The sequence below is a fragment of the Stieleria varia genome (assembly GCF_038443385.1).
Classification (GTDB): Bacteria; Planctomycetota; Planctomycetia; order Pirellulales; family Pirellulaceae; genus Stieleria; species Stieleria varia.
This window is the reverse complement of the sequence record NZ_CP151726.1, coordinates 5,691,141-5,707,509: the sequence shown is the minus strand read 5'-3', so window position 1 is coordinate 5,707,509 and position 16,369 is coordinate 5,691,141. Positions and strand designations below refer to the sequence as shown.

At 56.1% G+C, this 16,369-nt stretch carries 12 protein-coding genes; 4 read left to right on the top strand and 8 right to left on the bottom strand.

All coding sequences use genetic code 11. The features are described 5' to 3' along the window. The first annotated feature begins 64 nt into the window (after window positions 1–64). Entirely contained in the window at window positions 65–2,623 is a 2,559-nt protein-coding gene (locus tag Pla52nx_RS19240; RefSeq protein WP_146519873.1) for a YbcC family protein, read from the top strand. On the opposite strand, the gene Pla52nx_RS19235 is transcribed toward Pla52nx_RS19240, so the two are convergent. Next, window positions 2,615–4,195: a PQQ-binding-like beta-propeller repeat protein gene (locus Pla52nx_RS19235; RefSeq protein ID WP_146519874.1), complete on the bottom strand. Its 1,581-nt coding sequence runs from the start codon at window positions 4,193–4,195 to the stop codon at window positions 2,615–2,617. The genes Pla52nx_RS19240 and Pla52nx_RS19235 overlap by 9 nt on opposite strands. Window positions 4,196–4,387: 192 nt before the next feature. Here Pla52nx_RS19235 and Pla52nx_RS19230 point away from each other — a divergent pair, with 192 nt between their 5' ends. Continuing rightward, window positions 4,388–5,656 carry a PQQ-binding-like beta-propeller repeat protein gene (locus Pla52nx_RS19230; RefSeq protein ID WP_231741942.1) on the top strand — a complete coding sequence of 423 codons (1,269 nt, stop codon included), beginning with the start codon at window positions 4,388–4,390 and terminating at the stop codon, window positions 5,654–5,656. 62 nt (window positions 5,657–5,718) lie between these two features. Here the strand turns inward: Pla52nx_RS19230 and Pla52nx_RS19225 are convergent, their stop codons facing one another. The 3 genes from Pla52nx_RS19225 to Pla52nx_RS19215 all read right to left on the bottom strand — a co-directional run bounded on the left by Pla52nx_RS19225 (window position 5,719) and on the right by Pla52nx_RS19215 (window position 7,779). Then, window positions 5,719–6,168, bottom strand: coding sequence for a DUF1569 domain-containing protein (locus tag Pla52nx_RS19225; RefSeq protein WP_146519875.1), 450 nt, complete (start codon window positions 6,166–6,168; stop codon window positions 5,719–5,721). Between the two features lie 153 nt (window positions 6,169–6,321). Then, entirely contained in the window at window positions 6,322–6,945 is a 624-nt protein-coding gene (locus Pla52nx_RS19220; RefSeq protein ID WP_146519876.1) for a hypothetical protein, read from the bottom strand. A gap of 270 nt (window positions 6,946–7,215) precedes the next feature. Continuing rightward, on the bottom strand, window positions 7,216–7,779 hold the full coding sequence (locus Pla52nx_RS19215) for an elongation factor P-like protein EfpL (RefSeq protein WP_146519877.1): 564 nt from the start codon (window positions 7,777–7,779) through the stop codon (window positions 7,216–7,218). Window positions 7,780–8,072: 293 nt separating this feature from the next. Between Pla52nx_RS19215 and rfbB the strand changes: the two genes are divergently transcribed. Continuing rightward, the gene (gene rfbB, locus Pla52nx_RS19210) at window positions 8,073–9,131 is read left to right on the top strand and encodes a dTDP-glucose 4,6-dehydratase (RefSeq protein ID WP_146519878.1); all 1,059 of its coding nucleotides are present in this window, start codon (window positions 8,073–8,075) and stop codon (window positions 9,129–9,131) included. Beyond that, a complete protein-coding gene (gene rfbA / locus Pla52nx_RS19205) occupies window positions 9,128–10,027 on the top strand; it encodes a glucose-1-phosphate thymidylyltransferase RfbA (RefSeq protein WP_146519879.1) in 900 nt (299 codons plus the stop codon). Before rfbB ends, rfbA begins: the two co-directional genes overlap by 4 nt. Window positions 10,028–10,180: 153 nt before the next feature. Here the strand turns inward: rfbA and Pla52nx_RS19200 are convergent, their stop codons facing one another. From Pla52nx_RS19200 to Pla52nx_RS19185, 4 genes are all read right to left on the bottom strand, one after another. Continuing rightward, window positions 10,181–11,893 carry a hypothetical protein gene (locus Pla52nx_RS19200; RefSeq protein ID WP_146519880.1) on the bottom strand — a complete coding sequence of 571 codons (1,713 nt, stop codon included), beginning with the start codon at window positions 11,891–11,893 and terminating at the stop codon, window positions 10,181–10,183. Next, window positions 11,886–12,851, bottom strand: coding sequence for an ABC transporter ATP-binding protein (locus Pla52nx_RS19195; RefSeq protein ID WP_146519881.1), 966 nt, complete (start codon window positions 12,849–12,851; stop codon window positions 11,886–11,888). Before Pla52nx_RS19195 ends, Pla52nx_RS19200 begins: the two co-directional genes overlap by 8 nt. After that, window positions 12,848–13,240 carry a GntR family transcriptional regulator gene (locus Pla52nx_RS19190; RefSeq protein ID WP_146519882.1) on the bottom strand — a complete coding sequence of 131 codons (393 nt, stop codon included), beginning with the start codon at window positions 13,238–13,240 and terminating at the stop codon, window positions 12,848–12,850. Before Pla52nx_RS19190 ends, Pla52nx_RS19195 begins: the two co-directional genes overlap by 4 nt. A gap of 243 nt (window positions 13,241–13,483) precedes the next feature. Then, a complete protein-coding gene (locus tag Pla52nx_RS19185) occupies window positions 13,484–16,306 on the bottom strand; it encodes a c-type cytochrome domain-containing protein (protein WP_146519883.1) in 2,823 nt (940 codons plus the stop codon). Window positions 16,307–16,369: the final 63 nt, after the last annotated feature.

Genomic DNA, 16,369 nt, shown 5'->3' with positions numbered 1-16,369 from the left:
ACGACCAACGCAAACAGCCCCTACTCCACGACCAGTTTCTCGAATTACACAAGGATCATTTTCGATGAGCATCGCACAGCCTGCAGAATTTCATGTAGCGGACGCACCTGTATTTGTCACGCCGCGTATTGTTCGCAAGATCGACGATGTACTCTCTAAAGTCGCTGGTGTCGTCTCGCCGGTTTGGCCCCTCCGGGACTACGTCGCTGTCAATCCGTATGCCGGTTTGTCTGCCCAATCGTTTCTGGCAGCCCGTGAGTCCATGCGGTCGTACTCTGATTGCGAATTGCTGATGCCACTCAAACATTACGCAGCAGAGTTTCACAAAGGGAATTTTTCAGTGGCAGATATCCGAGTTGCGATTGGGGAAGTCGCTGCCGCTGGGGTCGTTTCTCAGTACACCGCAGAGGAACTGGCTGACCAACTCAATACGATCGGACCGTGTGGGGTCCATTTCGATGATTCTCTAAGTCCGACCAACGGTGATCGGGTTGTTCGAACGATTGCGGAACTGGCAACGAAAACTGGGTGCGCCGATTGGCAGGAAGTGATCATTGATGATATTTCAAAGCACTGCGCCGCATACTATGACCAAGGTCAGGCGAAATGGTCTCGTCCGAACTTGGGACAATCACTTTACGAGTCTTGGAGGGATTCCGCGCAGGACGACTTGAACGTTGAGATCTTGGGGCTCTCTGGATTTCGACAGTTTGTCCGCGGATTGCCATCAACGCCGCAGGAGGCCATCGGAGCGATGCTGCAAGCCTTGGCCATTCCCGAATCACTGTGGTCGCGTTTTTTACTTTGCCAAGCCTTCTCTGTTCCCGGTTGGAGCGCATGGACGAAATACCAATCGAGTTGGGCGGGAGGTGGGGACGGTGAGGGTCCTGATTTCAACAGCCTACTGGCGATTCGAATGGCATACGATGTAGCACTGGCAAAGCTTCAGGATGTGTGCGTGGACTGGGTGGATTTGTTCGACGGCGTGTCCCCAGAGCATTTTCCTGCCGGGGATGCATCTCAGGATGACATTGATGTCCGGTATACCCTGCTGCAGGCGAGCGAAATCGGCTACCGAAATCGATTGTTGAACTCGCTGGTCATGAACGAAGAGGCGTCAAGGAACACGGACACCGATCGCAAGCTTGCTCAGATGGTGTTTTGCATCGATGTGCGATCTGAGCGAATCCGACGTCAGTTGGAGACGGTGTCGGATAAAGTCGAAACGTTCGGTTTCGCCGGATTCTTTGGGATGCCGATCGAATACGTCCCGCTGGGCGCGAAGTCAGGTGTGCCGCATTTGCCGGTATTGCTCAAGCCGAAATTCAAACTGCGTGAAGGGCTGCACGAAACCGACACGCCGATCGAAACTCAGGCCATTGCTGATCGTCATCGTATTCGATCATGGAAACAGATGTGGAAAGGATTTCAGACATCGGCTGTTGGCTGTTTCACCTTTGTCGAGACAACCGGATTGATGTACGGATTGAAACTGCTGCGACGAGCGCTGGGCTTATCAGGACAACAGGGTGACGCTCGATTCGATGGCGTTGCGGTGCAAGATCGAGAGCATATCGGTCCGACTCTGCGAGGCTTGAACCAACAGGGAATCACAACGTCGGTGCAAGCCGACTTAGCCGAAGCAATGTTGCGTAACCTTGGACTCACCGAGAACTTTGCGAAACTCGTTGTCTTCTGCGGACACGGTAGCCAAACCGACAACAACCCGCTGGCCGCTGGCCTTGATTGTGGAGCATGTGGTGGACACTCGGGGCAACCCAATGCCAGGTTTGCTGCAATGCTGCTGAATCAACCCTACATTCGCTCTGTGCTTTCCGACCGAGGAATTGATATCCCGGAGGACACTTGGTTCGTCGCCGGACTGCACAACACGACAACCGATTCGATCACGTTCTATGATCAGGCGGAGGTCCCCTCTCATCGAGCGTTGGAGATCGGTTGTTTGACCGACATTTGCGACACTGCAAGCGAGCAGACGCGACTTGAACGAATGCCGGTGGTTGCGAGTTCGTCGGTCTCTGATCTGCTGAAACGAGCCAGTGACTGGTCCGAGGTGCGACCCGAATGGGGATTGGCTGGAAACGCAGCGTTTGTGGTGGCACCAAGGTCCGTCACCCAGCACGCCAACTTGGACGCTCGATCGTTCCTGCACAGCTATGACCATCGCCAGGATCCCCATGGCAGTGTGCTTGAGGCAATCATGACGGCGCCCATGGTTGTCGCACACTGGATCAACATGCAGTACTACGCTTCGACCGTGGACAATCGATATTTCGGTAGCGGAAACAAGACGGTGCACAACGTGGTCGGGCAGTTCGGGATTTTGTCCGGAAACGGCGGAGACTTGATGACCGGTCTGCCTTGGCAATCATTGCACACCGGCAGTGACTTTCAGCACTTACCCCAGCGTCTGCTGGTCGTGATCGCGGCGCCGCGTGAATCGATTGGCCGAGTGATTGCAAAGCACCAACCCGTAGCAGATCTGCTTCACGGCGGATGGCTGCACTTGATGTCAATCGAGGATGGCAAGGTCTACCGCTACACGATGGACGGTGTCTGGGAATCCACCTCGTCCAAGAAAAAAGATACGCATTCAATCTGAGATTGCGTAGAGTTTCTTGCTGGACAGGATGTAGAGGACGCCGTTGTTGATCGTGGGCGTCGCGTATCCGGAACTATCCAAATGGCTGATGCTTAGCGGATTGCCGCCTGGCATGGCGATGGTGGGATCCGCTGAGAGTGCGAACGCAGATACCGCGCCGTCTTCATCGGTGACGATGACGTGATCCGCGGAGATCACGGGTGTGGACCAGGTGGATGCCAGAAGGTCGTATTGCCAGTGACCGCGGCCAGTTCTCCTGTCGACACAATGAATCAGACCGTAGGTGTCAGTGAAGAACGCCAATTCTCCTTCGATCGCCACTTGGCTGAGCGTCCGATGCATTGATTCGCTGTCGGCGATTTCGCCATCGCCGTCCAAGTCCATGCCGGTATAGTGCCAGACCATCGCAGAGTTGCGGTTGGGCTGGGTGAAATCGCCGGCTTTGGCGTCACAGGCTTGAACTCGCTTGTGGGCGATGGGTTGTTGAGGTGACGCGGAATGGAACACCAGTTCGGTACTGACATCACCCGATTTATTCGGGTCAATACACCAGACATGGCCGACGCCGTCGCCGTGCTCGGGATCCTGGCCTACGGTCACATACACCAACCCGTCGTGAACCGTCGGACGTGCGAGCAAGTTGTTTCGAGTTCCACGTCCGCCCAATAACCAGACGGAATCCTTGGGGTTGCAGTCAAACTTCCACAACAACTTGCCAGTGCCATCTGGGTTTCCCGCTGGATCAAAGCTGTATAGCCAACCGTCGCCACCGGGGAAGATGACCTGTGGCACGCCTTGAAAAACACCATAGGTCGGCGAGCCCCATTGGCCATGCAGTATGTTGGGCGATGGTGAATCGTCAGACCAAATCAAGGCGCCTGTCGCGGCATCGACGGCGATGAAACTTGGAGCATCCACTGATGCATTGGTGACGTGATCTGATGAGAGCCCATTGCCGGTGACGACGAAGACTCGCCCGTCGGCGACAACGGGCGAACTGGCGCTGGCATTGTGGGGATTGACGTCGAGCTCCTTCATCAAGTCTAGCTTCCAGACAACATCGGCCTCTTTGATGGAGAGAGCCACATCTGCTGACAAAGGCACTCCGTCATCTTCTTGGTCGTAGAATCCTTGCGTGTCCAAACACGCCAACTCACATCGGTTGGTCAAATACCACAATCGATCATCTTGTACCGCAGGTGTGCTAACGATTCCTTGCAGAGGCCAATCATGAACTCGTCCGGTAGACAGTTTCTCACTGGAGGCTTGCCAAAGTAGACTGCCATCGGACGCATCAAAACAAAGCAAAACGCCAAGGTCCACGATCGATGGATAGCGTGGCAGATAACCGGTCGTGTTGTTCGTCCCGATGAAAACTTTTCCCCGATGAAAAACGGGGCTTGAAAACGATGTGGAACCAGATTGGGCGGACCAACGAATGTTCATTCCTGTCTGGATGTCAAACGCCACGGGCACCATTCTTTCGCGGCGATTCAAATGGTCACGCAGCCGGGTGACGCCGATCCCCACGATGACACTGATACCCAAGAACGCGGCTAGCAGGGTCTTCATGCTGAAACGAAAACGCCGGCGTCGTCTCGGCTCGGACGCATCAGCAATGGGTACCGAATCGGTCGTGGATAATTGATTTGAGATGGAAATTGCCCGTGATTCGGATCAAGATCTGTTTCTGTTAAGATACCCGAGTGCATTGTCCACCGCACGATTCCAAGCATTCCCACCTCCCAGCCCCCGAAATCCCCAATGTCGGTGCCCACCATTGTCGCTCGTATGCTGACTGGCACGTTCTTGATTCTGGCATGCTCCGCGTCGAGACCGTTCGCGGTGGCGACCGAGCCGGAGTGGCGAAAGTTTCGAGGACCGACGGAAAACGGGTACGCTCCGTCGGACTCGAATCCACCGACGCAATGGTCGACGGGGCAGAACATTGCGTGGAGGTCCGAGCTGCCCGGGGAAGGCTGGTCGACGCCCGTGGCCAGTGGCGGCAAAGTCTATTTGTCGGCAGCCATCCCAACCGACGAAGCAGACCAGTTCGACTTGTCGCTGTTGATCGTTGATTTTGAAACGGGGAAGCTGGTATCCAGCATCGCGTTGATGCGACAGTCGGGTGATGCAAAGATTCACAAAAAGAACAGCCACGCAAGTCCGACGCCGATCGTGACAGATGATCGTGTCTACGTGCACTTCGGCTACCAAGGCACAGCGTGTTGCGATCGCACCGGAAAAATCCTTTGGACGAACCGTGACTTGAAGTTCAAACCGACGCACGGCAATGGGGGAACTCCCGTTTTGGTCGGTGACCGGTTGATTTTCACCTGCGATGGTGACAAGGAACCCAAGATCGTCGCGTTGGATGCGGCGACGGGCGAACTGGTTTGGCAAGTCCGGCGGCCGGTCGATGCGAAGAAGACGTTTTCGTTTTGTACGCCATGTGTGATCGAAGTCGAGGGTCGAACGCAAGTCGTTGCGCCCGGCAGCGATTGTGTTTTGGCGTTGGATCCTGCCACCGGTGAGACGATCTGGGATGTTCGTTACACGGGATATTCGGTCGTTCCGCAACCGATCTTTGACGATGGACGGGTGTACGTGTCCACCAGCTTTGACAACGCATCGCTCTTGGCCATCCGGCCGACCGGGAAAGGTATCGTGACCGAAACACATGTGGACTGGCAGACCGACCGAAATGTTCCCAAGACTCCGTCGATGATCGCCGTTGACGGCGCCATCTACTTCGTCAGTGACAATGGAATTCTCAGTAGCGTTGATGGCGAGACGGGAGACTTGGTTTATCGCGAGCGATTGGGCGGCGGATTCTCTGCATCACCGGTCTATGCGGGTGGGCACCTGTATTTTGTGGACGAGGAAGGAATGACAACCGTGGTGAAACCGGGCGACGAGTTCCAGCAAGTCGCCAGAAATGATCTGCAGGAGAGAACGCTCGCCTCTCCCGCCGTGATCGGCAATGCCATCCTGATTCGAACAGAGAAAGCGCTGTACCGTATCGAGCAGTAGTTTGCGACGACGGACAAATCAAACGAGTCATCAAATCAATCAGGCCTAGCGTTTTTGAGATCTCACTCCTTGATGCGGATGAATGAGAGGTGGTGAGCAGAATGTCGTAGATGGAATCCGATCCACTCGTCTCGCGTCAGTCTTCCAAGCACTGGGTGAGGTGGATGCTCAGAGTCATGGGAACAGAATTCTCGAATCGAGTCTAGCAATCGCGACTTCTGTTCGTCGAACAAGGCATCGACGGGAGGCTCAAGTCGATGTTTGATCGCCGCAGGAATGGGAAGCCAAGGGGGAAATCGGTACTTGGTAACGATCGACCTGAAAGGCCTCAACATGATCCGAACGATTCTGGGGTAGCCAGCGGGAAGTTGCTGCATCGAACCCTCGAACGCCCCTGCAAGATGCGCAAAGTTCTGCGCCGCGGACCACTGACCCAAAGTCTCGTGATTGTCCTCGCGGATCATCTCGACAAAGGATTGTAGTTCATCAATGGTTCGGAAGTGCACTGACACGATCAAATCACATGTGTCGTGAATCGGGATCCATCAAAATGCGGTCGATGGAGAAACAGGATGTGCAGGCATCCATCGTGCGGTCCAGCGTGGACGGCTCGCCTTGCTCGCTGGGTTAGCGTCTCGGAGAGACGCTTCTACGTGGGGACGTCGTCAGAATTGGCTGGCGCTGTTGCCGTATCCAGTGGGCACATTGTACTGCGGATTCACAGTGGAGGGACGCTGGGCGGATGCAGGTTGGACACTGAAACCCTGGTTGGACTGTGTTCCTGCTGGCGAGCCGTATCCGTTGTAAGCTTGCGTACCGTAGTCCTGAGTACTGTAATCCTGAGTACCGTAGGTCTGAGTACTGTAATCCTGAGTACCGTAGGTCTGCGAACCGTATGCCTGACTACCGTAGGGTTGTGCGCCGTAGGTCTGCGTGCCATACGGTTGTGCGCCGTAGGTTGGTGCATTGTTGCCGTATGGCTGAGTCGACACCGGCTGGTTTCCGTATGGCTGGCTGCCATAGGGTTGATTGGCACCATAGCCGGTTTGTTGGTAATCGGAGTAGTTGGGCGAAGGGTACTGGGGATATGCGTCTGCTGGCTGCGACTGCATCGGCTGCCCATCGCGATTGAGGTACTCACGCCCTTTCGTGATCGCAGCCCGTGTGTCGTTCTTGATTTCATTGCGGTTGATGGTGATCGTCGTTTGACCATCGCCGCGATTGATGGTGAACCATCCAGCCATGAACGCGACGCCGACCAATACAGCAAGAATCATCAAGGTGCGCATCGCTCTTTTTCTTCCATGTTCGATGACCGTCGCAGAAACGGGTGGCAGGCGATTTCCATGTCGTATCCCGTCCTGCGGATTCTATTGCCGGTGAACCCCAATGTGAAAGTGCATTTCACGATTGGGATTCATCGTCATGTAAACCCGATTGGGACCAGCGAAACAACGCCAAAATCGAAACAATCGGCAAAGTTGGAACCTTTTGATGTTCGCTCGCTCATGAAACGCTAGCAAACAATCTGGGCGGCGACGCTTGTCGAGCTGATTGGGTCATGCACGCGATAGAAAGTGACCGGTGCGTGTGTCGACTTTGACCCGCTCGCCTTCTTTGATGTGCTCTGGAACTTGAATCACCAGTCCGGTTTCCAGCGTCGCGGGCTTGCTGCGTGAAGTCGCGGAGTTTCCTTTCACGCCCGGGTCACATTGGGTGATGACCAGTTCAACGGATGCCGGAACATCCAGCCCCACGCATGCGTCGTTGTAGATCAGCGCCCGCATGCCCTCGAGCCCTTCCGTGATGTACGGCATTTGCTCTTCGACGTCTTCCAGTGACAACTCGTACTGCTGGAAATCTTCTTTGTCCATCAAGTAAATGTTTTCGGGGTCCGAGTACAGATACTGGACATCGCGTCGAGAAAAGTCGGCTTCCTGCAACACATCGGTGCCCTTCATCGTGATATCGACTTTGTTACGAGTGACCACGTTTCGTGCTCGAAACTTGTACAATGTCGCTGCACCGCGAGCTGATGGAGATTGAACCGAGATGTCCTGGATCATCACGGGGTTTCCCTCGTGGACCACCACCGCTCCGGTTTTGACTTCTTTGGCTAACATTTTGGCAGGCTCTCAATAAGTAGGGATTTATAGTGAGTGGTTGGTCCAGGCTCTGAAGAGTCGTTCGGCTGGTTGGGACGCAACATTGAAGCGATGCCGCGGGGAATTGTCGAGATGGGATTCTTGGGGGCCTCCAGGGATCAGAACCCCCTGCGAGACGCTTTCTGAGAGGCTGTTTGCGGTGCTGTCTCTGAGCGACTGCTGGCGTTGCTGGACGCGGCGGAGCAGGGACACTATTTTCTCATTGAGCTGTTTCCCGCATCCATCACGCGAAAAGCGAGCATCGGACCTTCATGAAGCTAATCATTACCGGCGGGGCTGGCTTCATCGGATCGAACCTCGTTCGACATTTGATTTCGGCCACGGATCATTCCGTCGTCAACTTGGACAAGCTTACCTATGCGGGAAACCTTGACTCGCTGGTCGACGTGGCGACATCGCCACGCTACCGATTTGTTCAAGCCGACATCGCGGACGCGGCAGTGGTCCGTGAAGTTCTGGAGGAGACACAGCCGGATGCGGTCATTCATTTGGCCGCCGAGTCGCACGTGGATCGCTCGATCGACGGTCCCGCGCCATTCATACAAACCAATGTTGTCGGCACTTTCAACTTGCTCGACGCGAGCCAGCGATATCTTGATGGTTTGAGTCCGCCGCGACGTCGCGGTTTTCGGTTCGTTCATGTTTCGACCGACGAAGTTTATGGATCGCTGGGGCGAACGGGGACGTTCAACGAAACCAGTGCCTACGATCCGCATTCGCCTTACTCGGCGACCAAAGCGGCGTCGGATCATTTGGCCAGATCGTGGCACTCGACCTACGGATTACCCGTCATCGTCACCAACTGCTCCAACAACTACGGTCCGTATCAGTTTCCGGAGAAGCTGTTGCCGTTGATGATCATCAAGTGCTTGAACGAAGAGGCGTTGCCCGTCTACGGTACCGGCGAAAACGTGCGAGATTGGTTGCATGTCCAAGACCACGTCGCCGCGTTGATGACGGTACTCGAAAAAGGAACACCGGGAGAAACCTACAACATCGGTGGTCGCAGCGAGCAACGCAACTTGGACTTGGTACGAATGCTTTGTCAAATCATGGACGAAATGCATCCTCGCTCGCAAGACGAACGATACTCGGATTTGATCACCTTCGTCGCCGATCGTCCGGGCCACGACCTGCGATACTCTGTCGACACGACCAAGATCGAGACCGAACTGGGCTGGACCCCGAAACACGATTTAGACTCTGGCTTGCGCGCGACCGTCCGGTGGTACTTGGAGCATCGCGACTGGTGGCAACGAATCCTGGACGGCAGTTATCAGCTCCAACGACTTGGCGAGGCGAAACGATGAAGGGCATTATCCTTGCGGGAGGCAGTGGGACGCGACTGATGCCTTTGACGGCCGCGATCAGCAAACAATTGCTGCCGGTCTATGACAAGCCGATGATCTATTATCCGCTTTCGACACTCATGCTCGCCGGCATCCGTGACATCCTGGTCATCACCACACGGGAGCAACAACCGCTCTTTCAAGCGTTGTTGTCAGACGGCAAGCAGTGGGGGCTGAGTCTGACATACGCGATTCAGTCCAATCCGGGCGGCGTAGCGCAAGCGTTTTTGATCGCGGAAGATTTTATTGATGAGCAGCCATGCTGCTTGATTTTGGGAGACAACTTGTTTTACGGACAGGGAATGATTCGCATGCTGCGTAGCTCGGCGGAGCTGACCGATGGCGCACAGATCTTTGCCTATGAAGTTCGCGATCCTGAGTCATACGGTGTGGTGTCATTCGACGATTCGGGGCAGGCGATCGCATTGGAGGAAAAGCCGGTGAATCCGGCATCCCACCACGCCGTCCCCGGACTTTATTTCTACGACAAGCGGGTCTGTGAGATCGCCCGCTGCTTGGCTCCGTCACCGCGTGGTGAGCTGGAGATCACGGATCTGAACCGTGTTTATCTCCAAGCTGGAACGCTGCAAGTCAAGGTCTTCGGGCGTGGTACGGCATGGTTGGACACAGGTACCCACGAGAACTTGCACGACGCGAGCAGCTTCATCGGCACCATTGAAAAACGCACCGGTTTGAAGGTTTCTTGCCCAGAGGAGATCGCTTTTCGCCAGGGTTGGATCAGCTTGGAGCAGCTCCAGGTCAGCGTTCAACGATACGGCAACAGCGAATACGGTGATTACCTGCAGCGTCTGATCAAGCATCCGCCGAGACAGAATCACGTTTCTCTTCGTGATTGAGTTGGGAGTGACAACACGCTTAGCGCGCCCCACTATCGACATGGAAAAACGAGCGACCATTGTCGTTCGACTTTCCAAGTCGAAAACGAACACCACCATCCGCTCAGACACAAACCATACGCACCGAGACGTGATGCTTAACTGCCGGTCTGATCAGCGGTGGCGATTCCAGGCGAGACTGACAGGGGCGATCAAGATCGATGGCAAGGGCAACAGGATGGCAACGACGATCAACGATCGGCTCCAAGTCACAAACTCGGCGGGGCATATCCAGTGAATCAGCGAGCCCAATGCGAGCACTAGTGTCGCCCATCCGATCAACAGCATGCCAATCACAGACATCGTCTCCAGACGCTTGCTGATCAACAACGTGATCGATGTGATCGTGGCCAGCGACTTCAGAATCAACCACGCGAAACCGATCATCGGCAAGAATGATGCCAGGTAAAGTGCATTTTCCCGAGCGCCCTCCCAGTCCTTTTGCGTCAAAAAGAACCGCGTCACCGCGCCGATCGCCGACAGAAAAAAAATGCCGAGAACGATACCAGCGGCTATTCCCAGCCAACTGCTGCCCGACATCGCCACCCAAGCCAGTCGGACACCGCAGCCGATCAAAAAGATGCTACTGAGCAACATGATGGTCGCGGCGACGCCCGGCGCTGCCCATTGAGTCTCGTAGACCGTGTTGACCTGCCTGGCAAAAACGTCCCATGTCGCGCGGTTGGATGGCCAAAGGCTCCAGCCTGCCACGGTGAGGAGAGCGGCCAGGATCGCAATCATCGAAACCAGGGCTTGCAACGTGATTCGCGACCAAGCCATCGTGGATGACTTGATCGGCGACGCGGCAATCCACGAAGATATGGTCTGCTGCCCGTTTTCTTCGTTGAATGCTGCCCCGACATTGCAAGTTGCGGCAATGACGGCCGACACAATCAACAGCATCACGACCGTCGAGACGTGAAAGGGAATCAAGAGGGTGCCGATGACAATCATTGGCAGCCATCCAATCAGTGTCGCATTCAAAATCCTGCCACCGGAACGACGCAACTCCATCGGCAGCAGTGCGAACCTGGAGCCTTGTTCGAGTGATTCACTTGATCCGATCGAACTGGACAGCGACCCTACCCATTTGGCGACTCCTCGCCGCCCCGTCTCTGCCGTCCACTCCAGCGGGCTGGCTGACGCGGTCTCGCCGATCAGTCCGTCATGATTGGTTCGGGCCAGCCGAACAGCAGCCAATGCCGCCCAAGTGCCTGCGGCGAGAACGATGACGGGCAGTGTGTAGTGGGCCGCGAGGATCAGGCTACGATATCGTTTGATGTCTTCGCCACTGAACTCGGTGGCCAATGAAAAGACCACCGCCAGATAACTGACGATCATCAGTGCAATCGCCCCGAATAGCCGCAGCCAGTGGCCTCGGAAAGGTCGCCATGCGTAGAAGCAAATCCATGCGGTGACCGCTGAAATGGTGATCGCCGGCATCGGTGACGGCAAGGGCATGCCGCATACGAACCCAAGCGTTCCCATGGAAATAAACCAAATCGCGATCATCCAAAGGAGCTTCATCGCAATCGGAACCAAAGCCAATTTCCAAGTCGCGATCGGCGAACGAAGCAGCCAGACGCTGTAACCGCTGCGGCCAGCTGATAAATCCGCGCTGCCGCAATCAAACAACAAAATCCCCAGCATCACGAGAGGAAACATCATCATGCCGACGCACGCTTGGAAATACGAGGCACCTTCCACGCCCACCACGTATCCAGACCACAGGCATATTTGCAGCACCACCAGCATCGCCACACCGGAGATCAATCCGAGGCGACTGCGGATCAAACACAATCGAACCAGCGCTATGGTGTCAGACATCAGCGGTCTCCTTCGATGACGAGTTGTTCGAATCGGCGTGTTGATCGCCCCCGTCTTGCGCCCTGGCGCTGAACCAACGCTGAAGCGTGATTTCTCGGCGTTGGATCAATTGCAATCCCGTCGCCCCCAAAGCGGACTCGTTGGTTGATTGCAAGTCAACGACGGCACTCCACTCGTTGCCTTGTCGATTCCAGCCGAAGACGCCCGCGTGACTGGGCGGCGTGACCCATGCCGTCTCCGGCCGACAGACGATCTCGGTAAAGCGTGTCGTCAGATCAGGCATCTCCATCGATGCGATCAGTCGGCCTTGATGAATCATCGTCACCGTGTCACACACCCGGTCGACTTCGTCTAGCAAGTGGCTGGAAAACAGTACGGTACGTCCATCGTCGCTGACCGTGCGAATCACGGCTTCTAAAATGTCGCGTCTGGCAAGCGGATCCAGGCCGCTGCTGGGTTCGTCCAAAATCAAGAACTCGGGTCGATGAGCGATCGCAGCCAGCAAGCCGACTCGGGCACGACCGCCTTTGGACAGGGAGCTGAGTTTGTCGTTGTGGCTGAGCTGAAAAGTCTCACAAAGCTCCTTGGCGTAGTCGTCGGACCACGTGGGATAGATGCTTCGCAAAAACTGGATCAGCTCGCCGACACGCAACCACTTGGGCAATGAGTCTTCTTCGCTCAAGTAACCGATGCGGGCGAGCAATTTCTCCGGTTCCACCGTTGGATCCTGCCCCAGTACCGTCACGCTGCCATGTTTCGCTTTGAGTGAGCCGATCAAATGTTTGATCAACGTCGTCTTGCCCGCTCCGTTGAGCCCGACAAGACCGAAAATGGTCCCTCGGCGAATCTGCAAAGTCACGTCCTGTAACGCTTGCTTGCCACGAAAGGCTCGCGAGAGCCGATGGACATCCGCGACGATCTGAGATGGATCGCCCTTGCTGGTTGCTTCGCCGCTCATTGCTTCACCTCGTTGGCAGAAAGTTTTGCGTCACGCTGACTCAATTGTTCGATCAAATCATCCAGCTCGATCCCGAGCTGACGGGCAAAGATCAGCAGCTTGTCGATCTCCGGGGCGATCAACGTTCTCCGCTGACTCAAGCTCCACTTGCGAGGAACCTCGGCGACGAACGTGCCCTTGGTCCGTCGCTTCTCGATCAGCGACTCATGCTCGAGCTCGCGGTAGGCGCGGGCGACCGTGTTCGGATTGACTTGCAGGCTTTCCGCCAACCCGCGGATCGTCGGCAGTTCGTCGCCACTGCTGTACTGCCCCGATATGATCCGGAATCGAATCTGCTCAACGATCTGCTGATAGATCGGCGGACCGCCCGATGAAATGTTCAATAACATGATTGCACCCTTGTGTTAATGGAATAATACAAGTGGGTGTTTTGAGTGTCAAGCGTTTTCGAGAATTTTTTATCGCTTGGCGTGAAAAAGAAAACCCGTTTGCCCCGTAGCCAAAGGCGCAGGCGGAAGCGGCGATTGGCGGTGCGGTGGCAACCGGTTGGTGGCGTCTGCTGCGCCTTCGGCTGGGAGGCAAACGAAGGTGCGCGGGTGTCAGTCTAGAAAGACTGACGTACGAATGAAGGGCTACGGCAAGACTTCGAGCGTGATCGGGAACGTGGTCACTCCGCCGTCCACGGCTGCACTTAAGAAAAACGAGCGTTTGCCGGGCACGGCGGTCGAGTCCGCTGTCACAAAGAATGTTCGATCGTTTGCGCCGGCGAGGACCAGCAGTCCGTTGAGACCGATGTTGTCAACATAAACGCCTTGCGTTGCATTCCTGCCGGCTTCTTCCTTGCCGAACGAAATCTCTTGCTGAGATTTCTCGTCGCGTTGCAGCACGACACGCGCGGAGACGGTTTCGCCCCGGCGCACTTGCAGCGTCCAATTTTCACTCGATGAAACGCTGCGATCCAAAGGCTGGATGCTGGGAGTCACGGATGGCGGTCCGGCCAAAGTCAGCTTGCCGACCGATCCCACACTGCGCTCGACACGTTTTCCTAGAATCTCGGCCGACGCGATCACCTGCGGTTGAACTTCGCCCTCCCAGCCATCTGCATCCGCACTGGCCCAGATCATGCCCGTTGCAAACCGCTGTCCGGCTTCGATCGTCAAAGGCGTGTTCGCATACAGTTGTTGCGGCAGTCCCTGGAGATCGAACGTTACGGGACCGGAGTAACCATCCAGACGCTCGACGCGGACGGTGAACTCTCGGCCTGTGCCGCGACGAATCGGTTTGTCGATCGGGGCAACCGTCGCTTTGAACGAGGGTTGGGCGGCTCGCAGGGTCAAGCGATACGACATGTCGTTATTCATCGAATCGGTTGTACCGGTCGACTCCACCACTTTGGCCGTCTGGTTGCTGCGGGCATCGCCGATGCGGATCGTGTACAAGTCATCGTGTGGGGCCGCGAAAAGGATCCGGCTGCCTTTGCCTGCGACGCGCATCGGATCGTCGTCGTTTTCATAATAGATATCGAAGACGGGCAAGCCGTTGGCAAAGGGCTGTTCGTCTCGCATCAAAGGGCGAACGATGTAAGCCGGCTCACCCAAGGCATGCGTGACGTGGGAGGTCCCAAAATAAGTCCACCGGGTTCCTTCGCCCGGGTAAACGATGAATCCAGAATCGGGACCGCGGGGATGCATCCACAACCGAGTGACTTCGCCGTTGGCATACAGGTATTCACTGAGATTCATTTCTTGCCAATTGAAGACACGAAAGTCGCCGACTTGATTGCTGTCCTTGCCTCGGAAAGTGAAGTAGGAATCGCGGACGGCTTGCAGTCGCACTCGCAGAACGGGTTGACCACTGGAGTCAAGGACAGTGAGGATTGGATCGATGGAGCTTTTCGGTGCCGCGTCTGCTTCGATCGCCCAGACTTCGCCTTCGCTAGCTTGCCATCGGTACATGTCGTTTTCGTCGATGTGCTCGAATTTCCCCGTCACAATCGCGCCCCGAGGCAAGTCCAACGTCGTCACCTGCTCGCCCACACCCAGCTTTGCCGCTTTCCGCAGGTCGTCTTCATTGACCGAAACCGGTGCCCCAAGATCGAGATAGGTCTGCCGGATTGCTGCGTGGTGATTGGTGGGATTTGTTTGATCGATGACAGGCAAATCGCGTTGAGCCAGTTCTCCGGTCATCAACGATGCGGTCATCGTTTTGGAGTCCGCGCTGATCAACAGATCGCTTGCGGTCTCTCCCAACTCGGGCAACGTCGCAGACAGTTGCCAGTCGTTGGTCGTCAGCAATTTGACGCTCCCCGATTCACTCAGTGCGACCACGTAGCGACCGTCGGAGGTGAATGCGAAGTTGACAATGGGTGACTCGTCGACGAATCGTGTGGCGATCAGCGGATTGATTTTGGGTGAGTCATTCGATAGGAGTCGCCACACGCGTAGCCGGTTGTCGCCGCTGCTGGCAACGATGTGCTGCCCATCGGGAGTCACCGCTACCGCGTACACTTCCGCTTCGGCTTGACTGAGCGTATCAAGCCGCTCGCCCGTGTCCACGTTCCAGACTTTGACCGTTTCGTCCGCACACGCGCTCAGCAGGACTTTGGAGTCTGGCGAAAATGCCAAGTCAAATATCGCGCCGTTATGGCCAACGAGTTCGCGGACGGGCGTGCGGGCGGACCAGTCCCACACGATGATCGTTCGGTCGTAGCCCGCTGTGGCAATGTATCGACCGTTGGGCGAAAACTCGGCAGCGTAGAGGGTGTCGCGGTGTCCGACCAACTCCGCGACCAATTCACCTGTGTCGGGTTGAAAGATCACGGCGCGACCATAGGCTCCGGTGACGCCTGTCGCAACGAGCAGCAGTTTACCGTCGGCGCTAAACGACATCGCATTGATTTTGCCGCCGATATCGTTGATGGTTCGGGCCACGAGCCCTTCGGGGCTACGCAATTCCACCTCGTTGTATCGAGCAACGGCGGTCCATTGCCCATTCTGAGCCAATGCGGTGATGGGAGCTGGAGCGTCGGCAGCGGTGGGGATTTTGGGCGTGCGGAGTTCGCGTTTGAGGGGCATGTCACCGTCTGGACCCTTGGCACCTTGTTCGATCCAACGCTCCAATGTCTGCAGCTCGGTTTCGTCGGGACCGTCCGCATCATCGGGCGGCATCTTTGGCTCCATCTTGCCGCTGGCCATCAGCAGGAGGCGGCTGCTGTTGGGTTCGCCTGCCGTGACAGCAACGCCTGATTCGCCGCCTTGCAATAGACCTGCGAATTCCTCCATCACCAAACCGCCGTCAGGATCATCGACCGTGTGACATCCGATGCAATATTTTTCCAAGATGGGGAAAACATCGGCGGCAAAGTCAACGGCCCTGTCGTCACTCAGAGCGAGTGGCAGACCGCATGAGGATTGCAGGATCAACAACAAAGCGAGCAGGAAGGTGGGGCAACGCATGGCAGTTGGATGGTGGGGGGCTCGTTGAAACACGCCGCACGGTCGTTCAGTGGCAAAGCGATC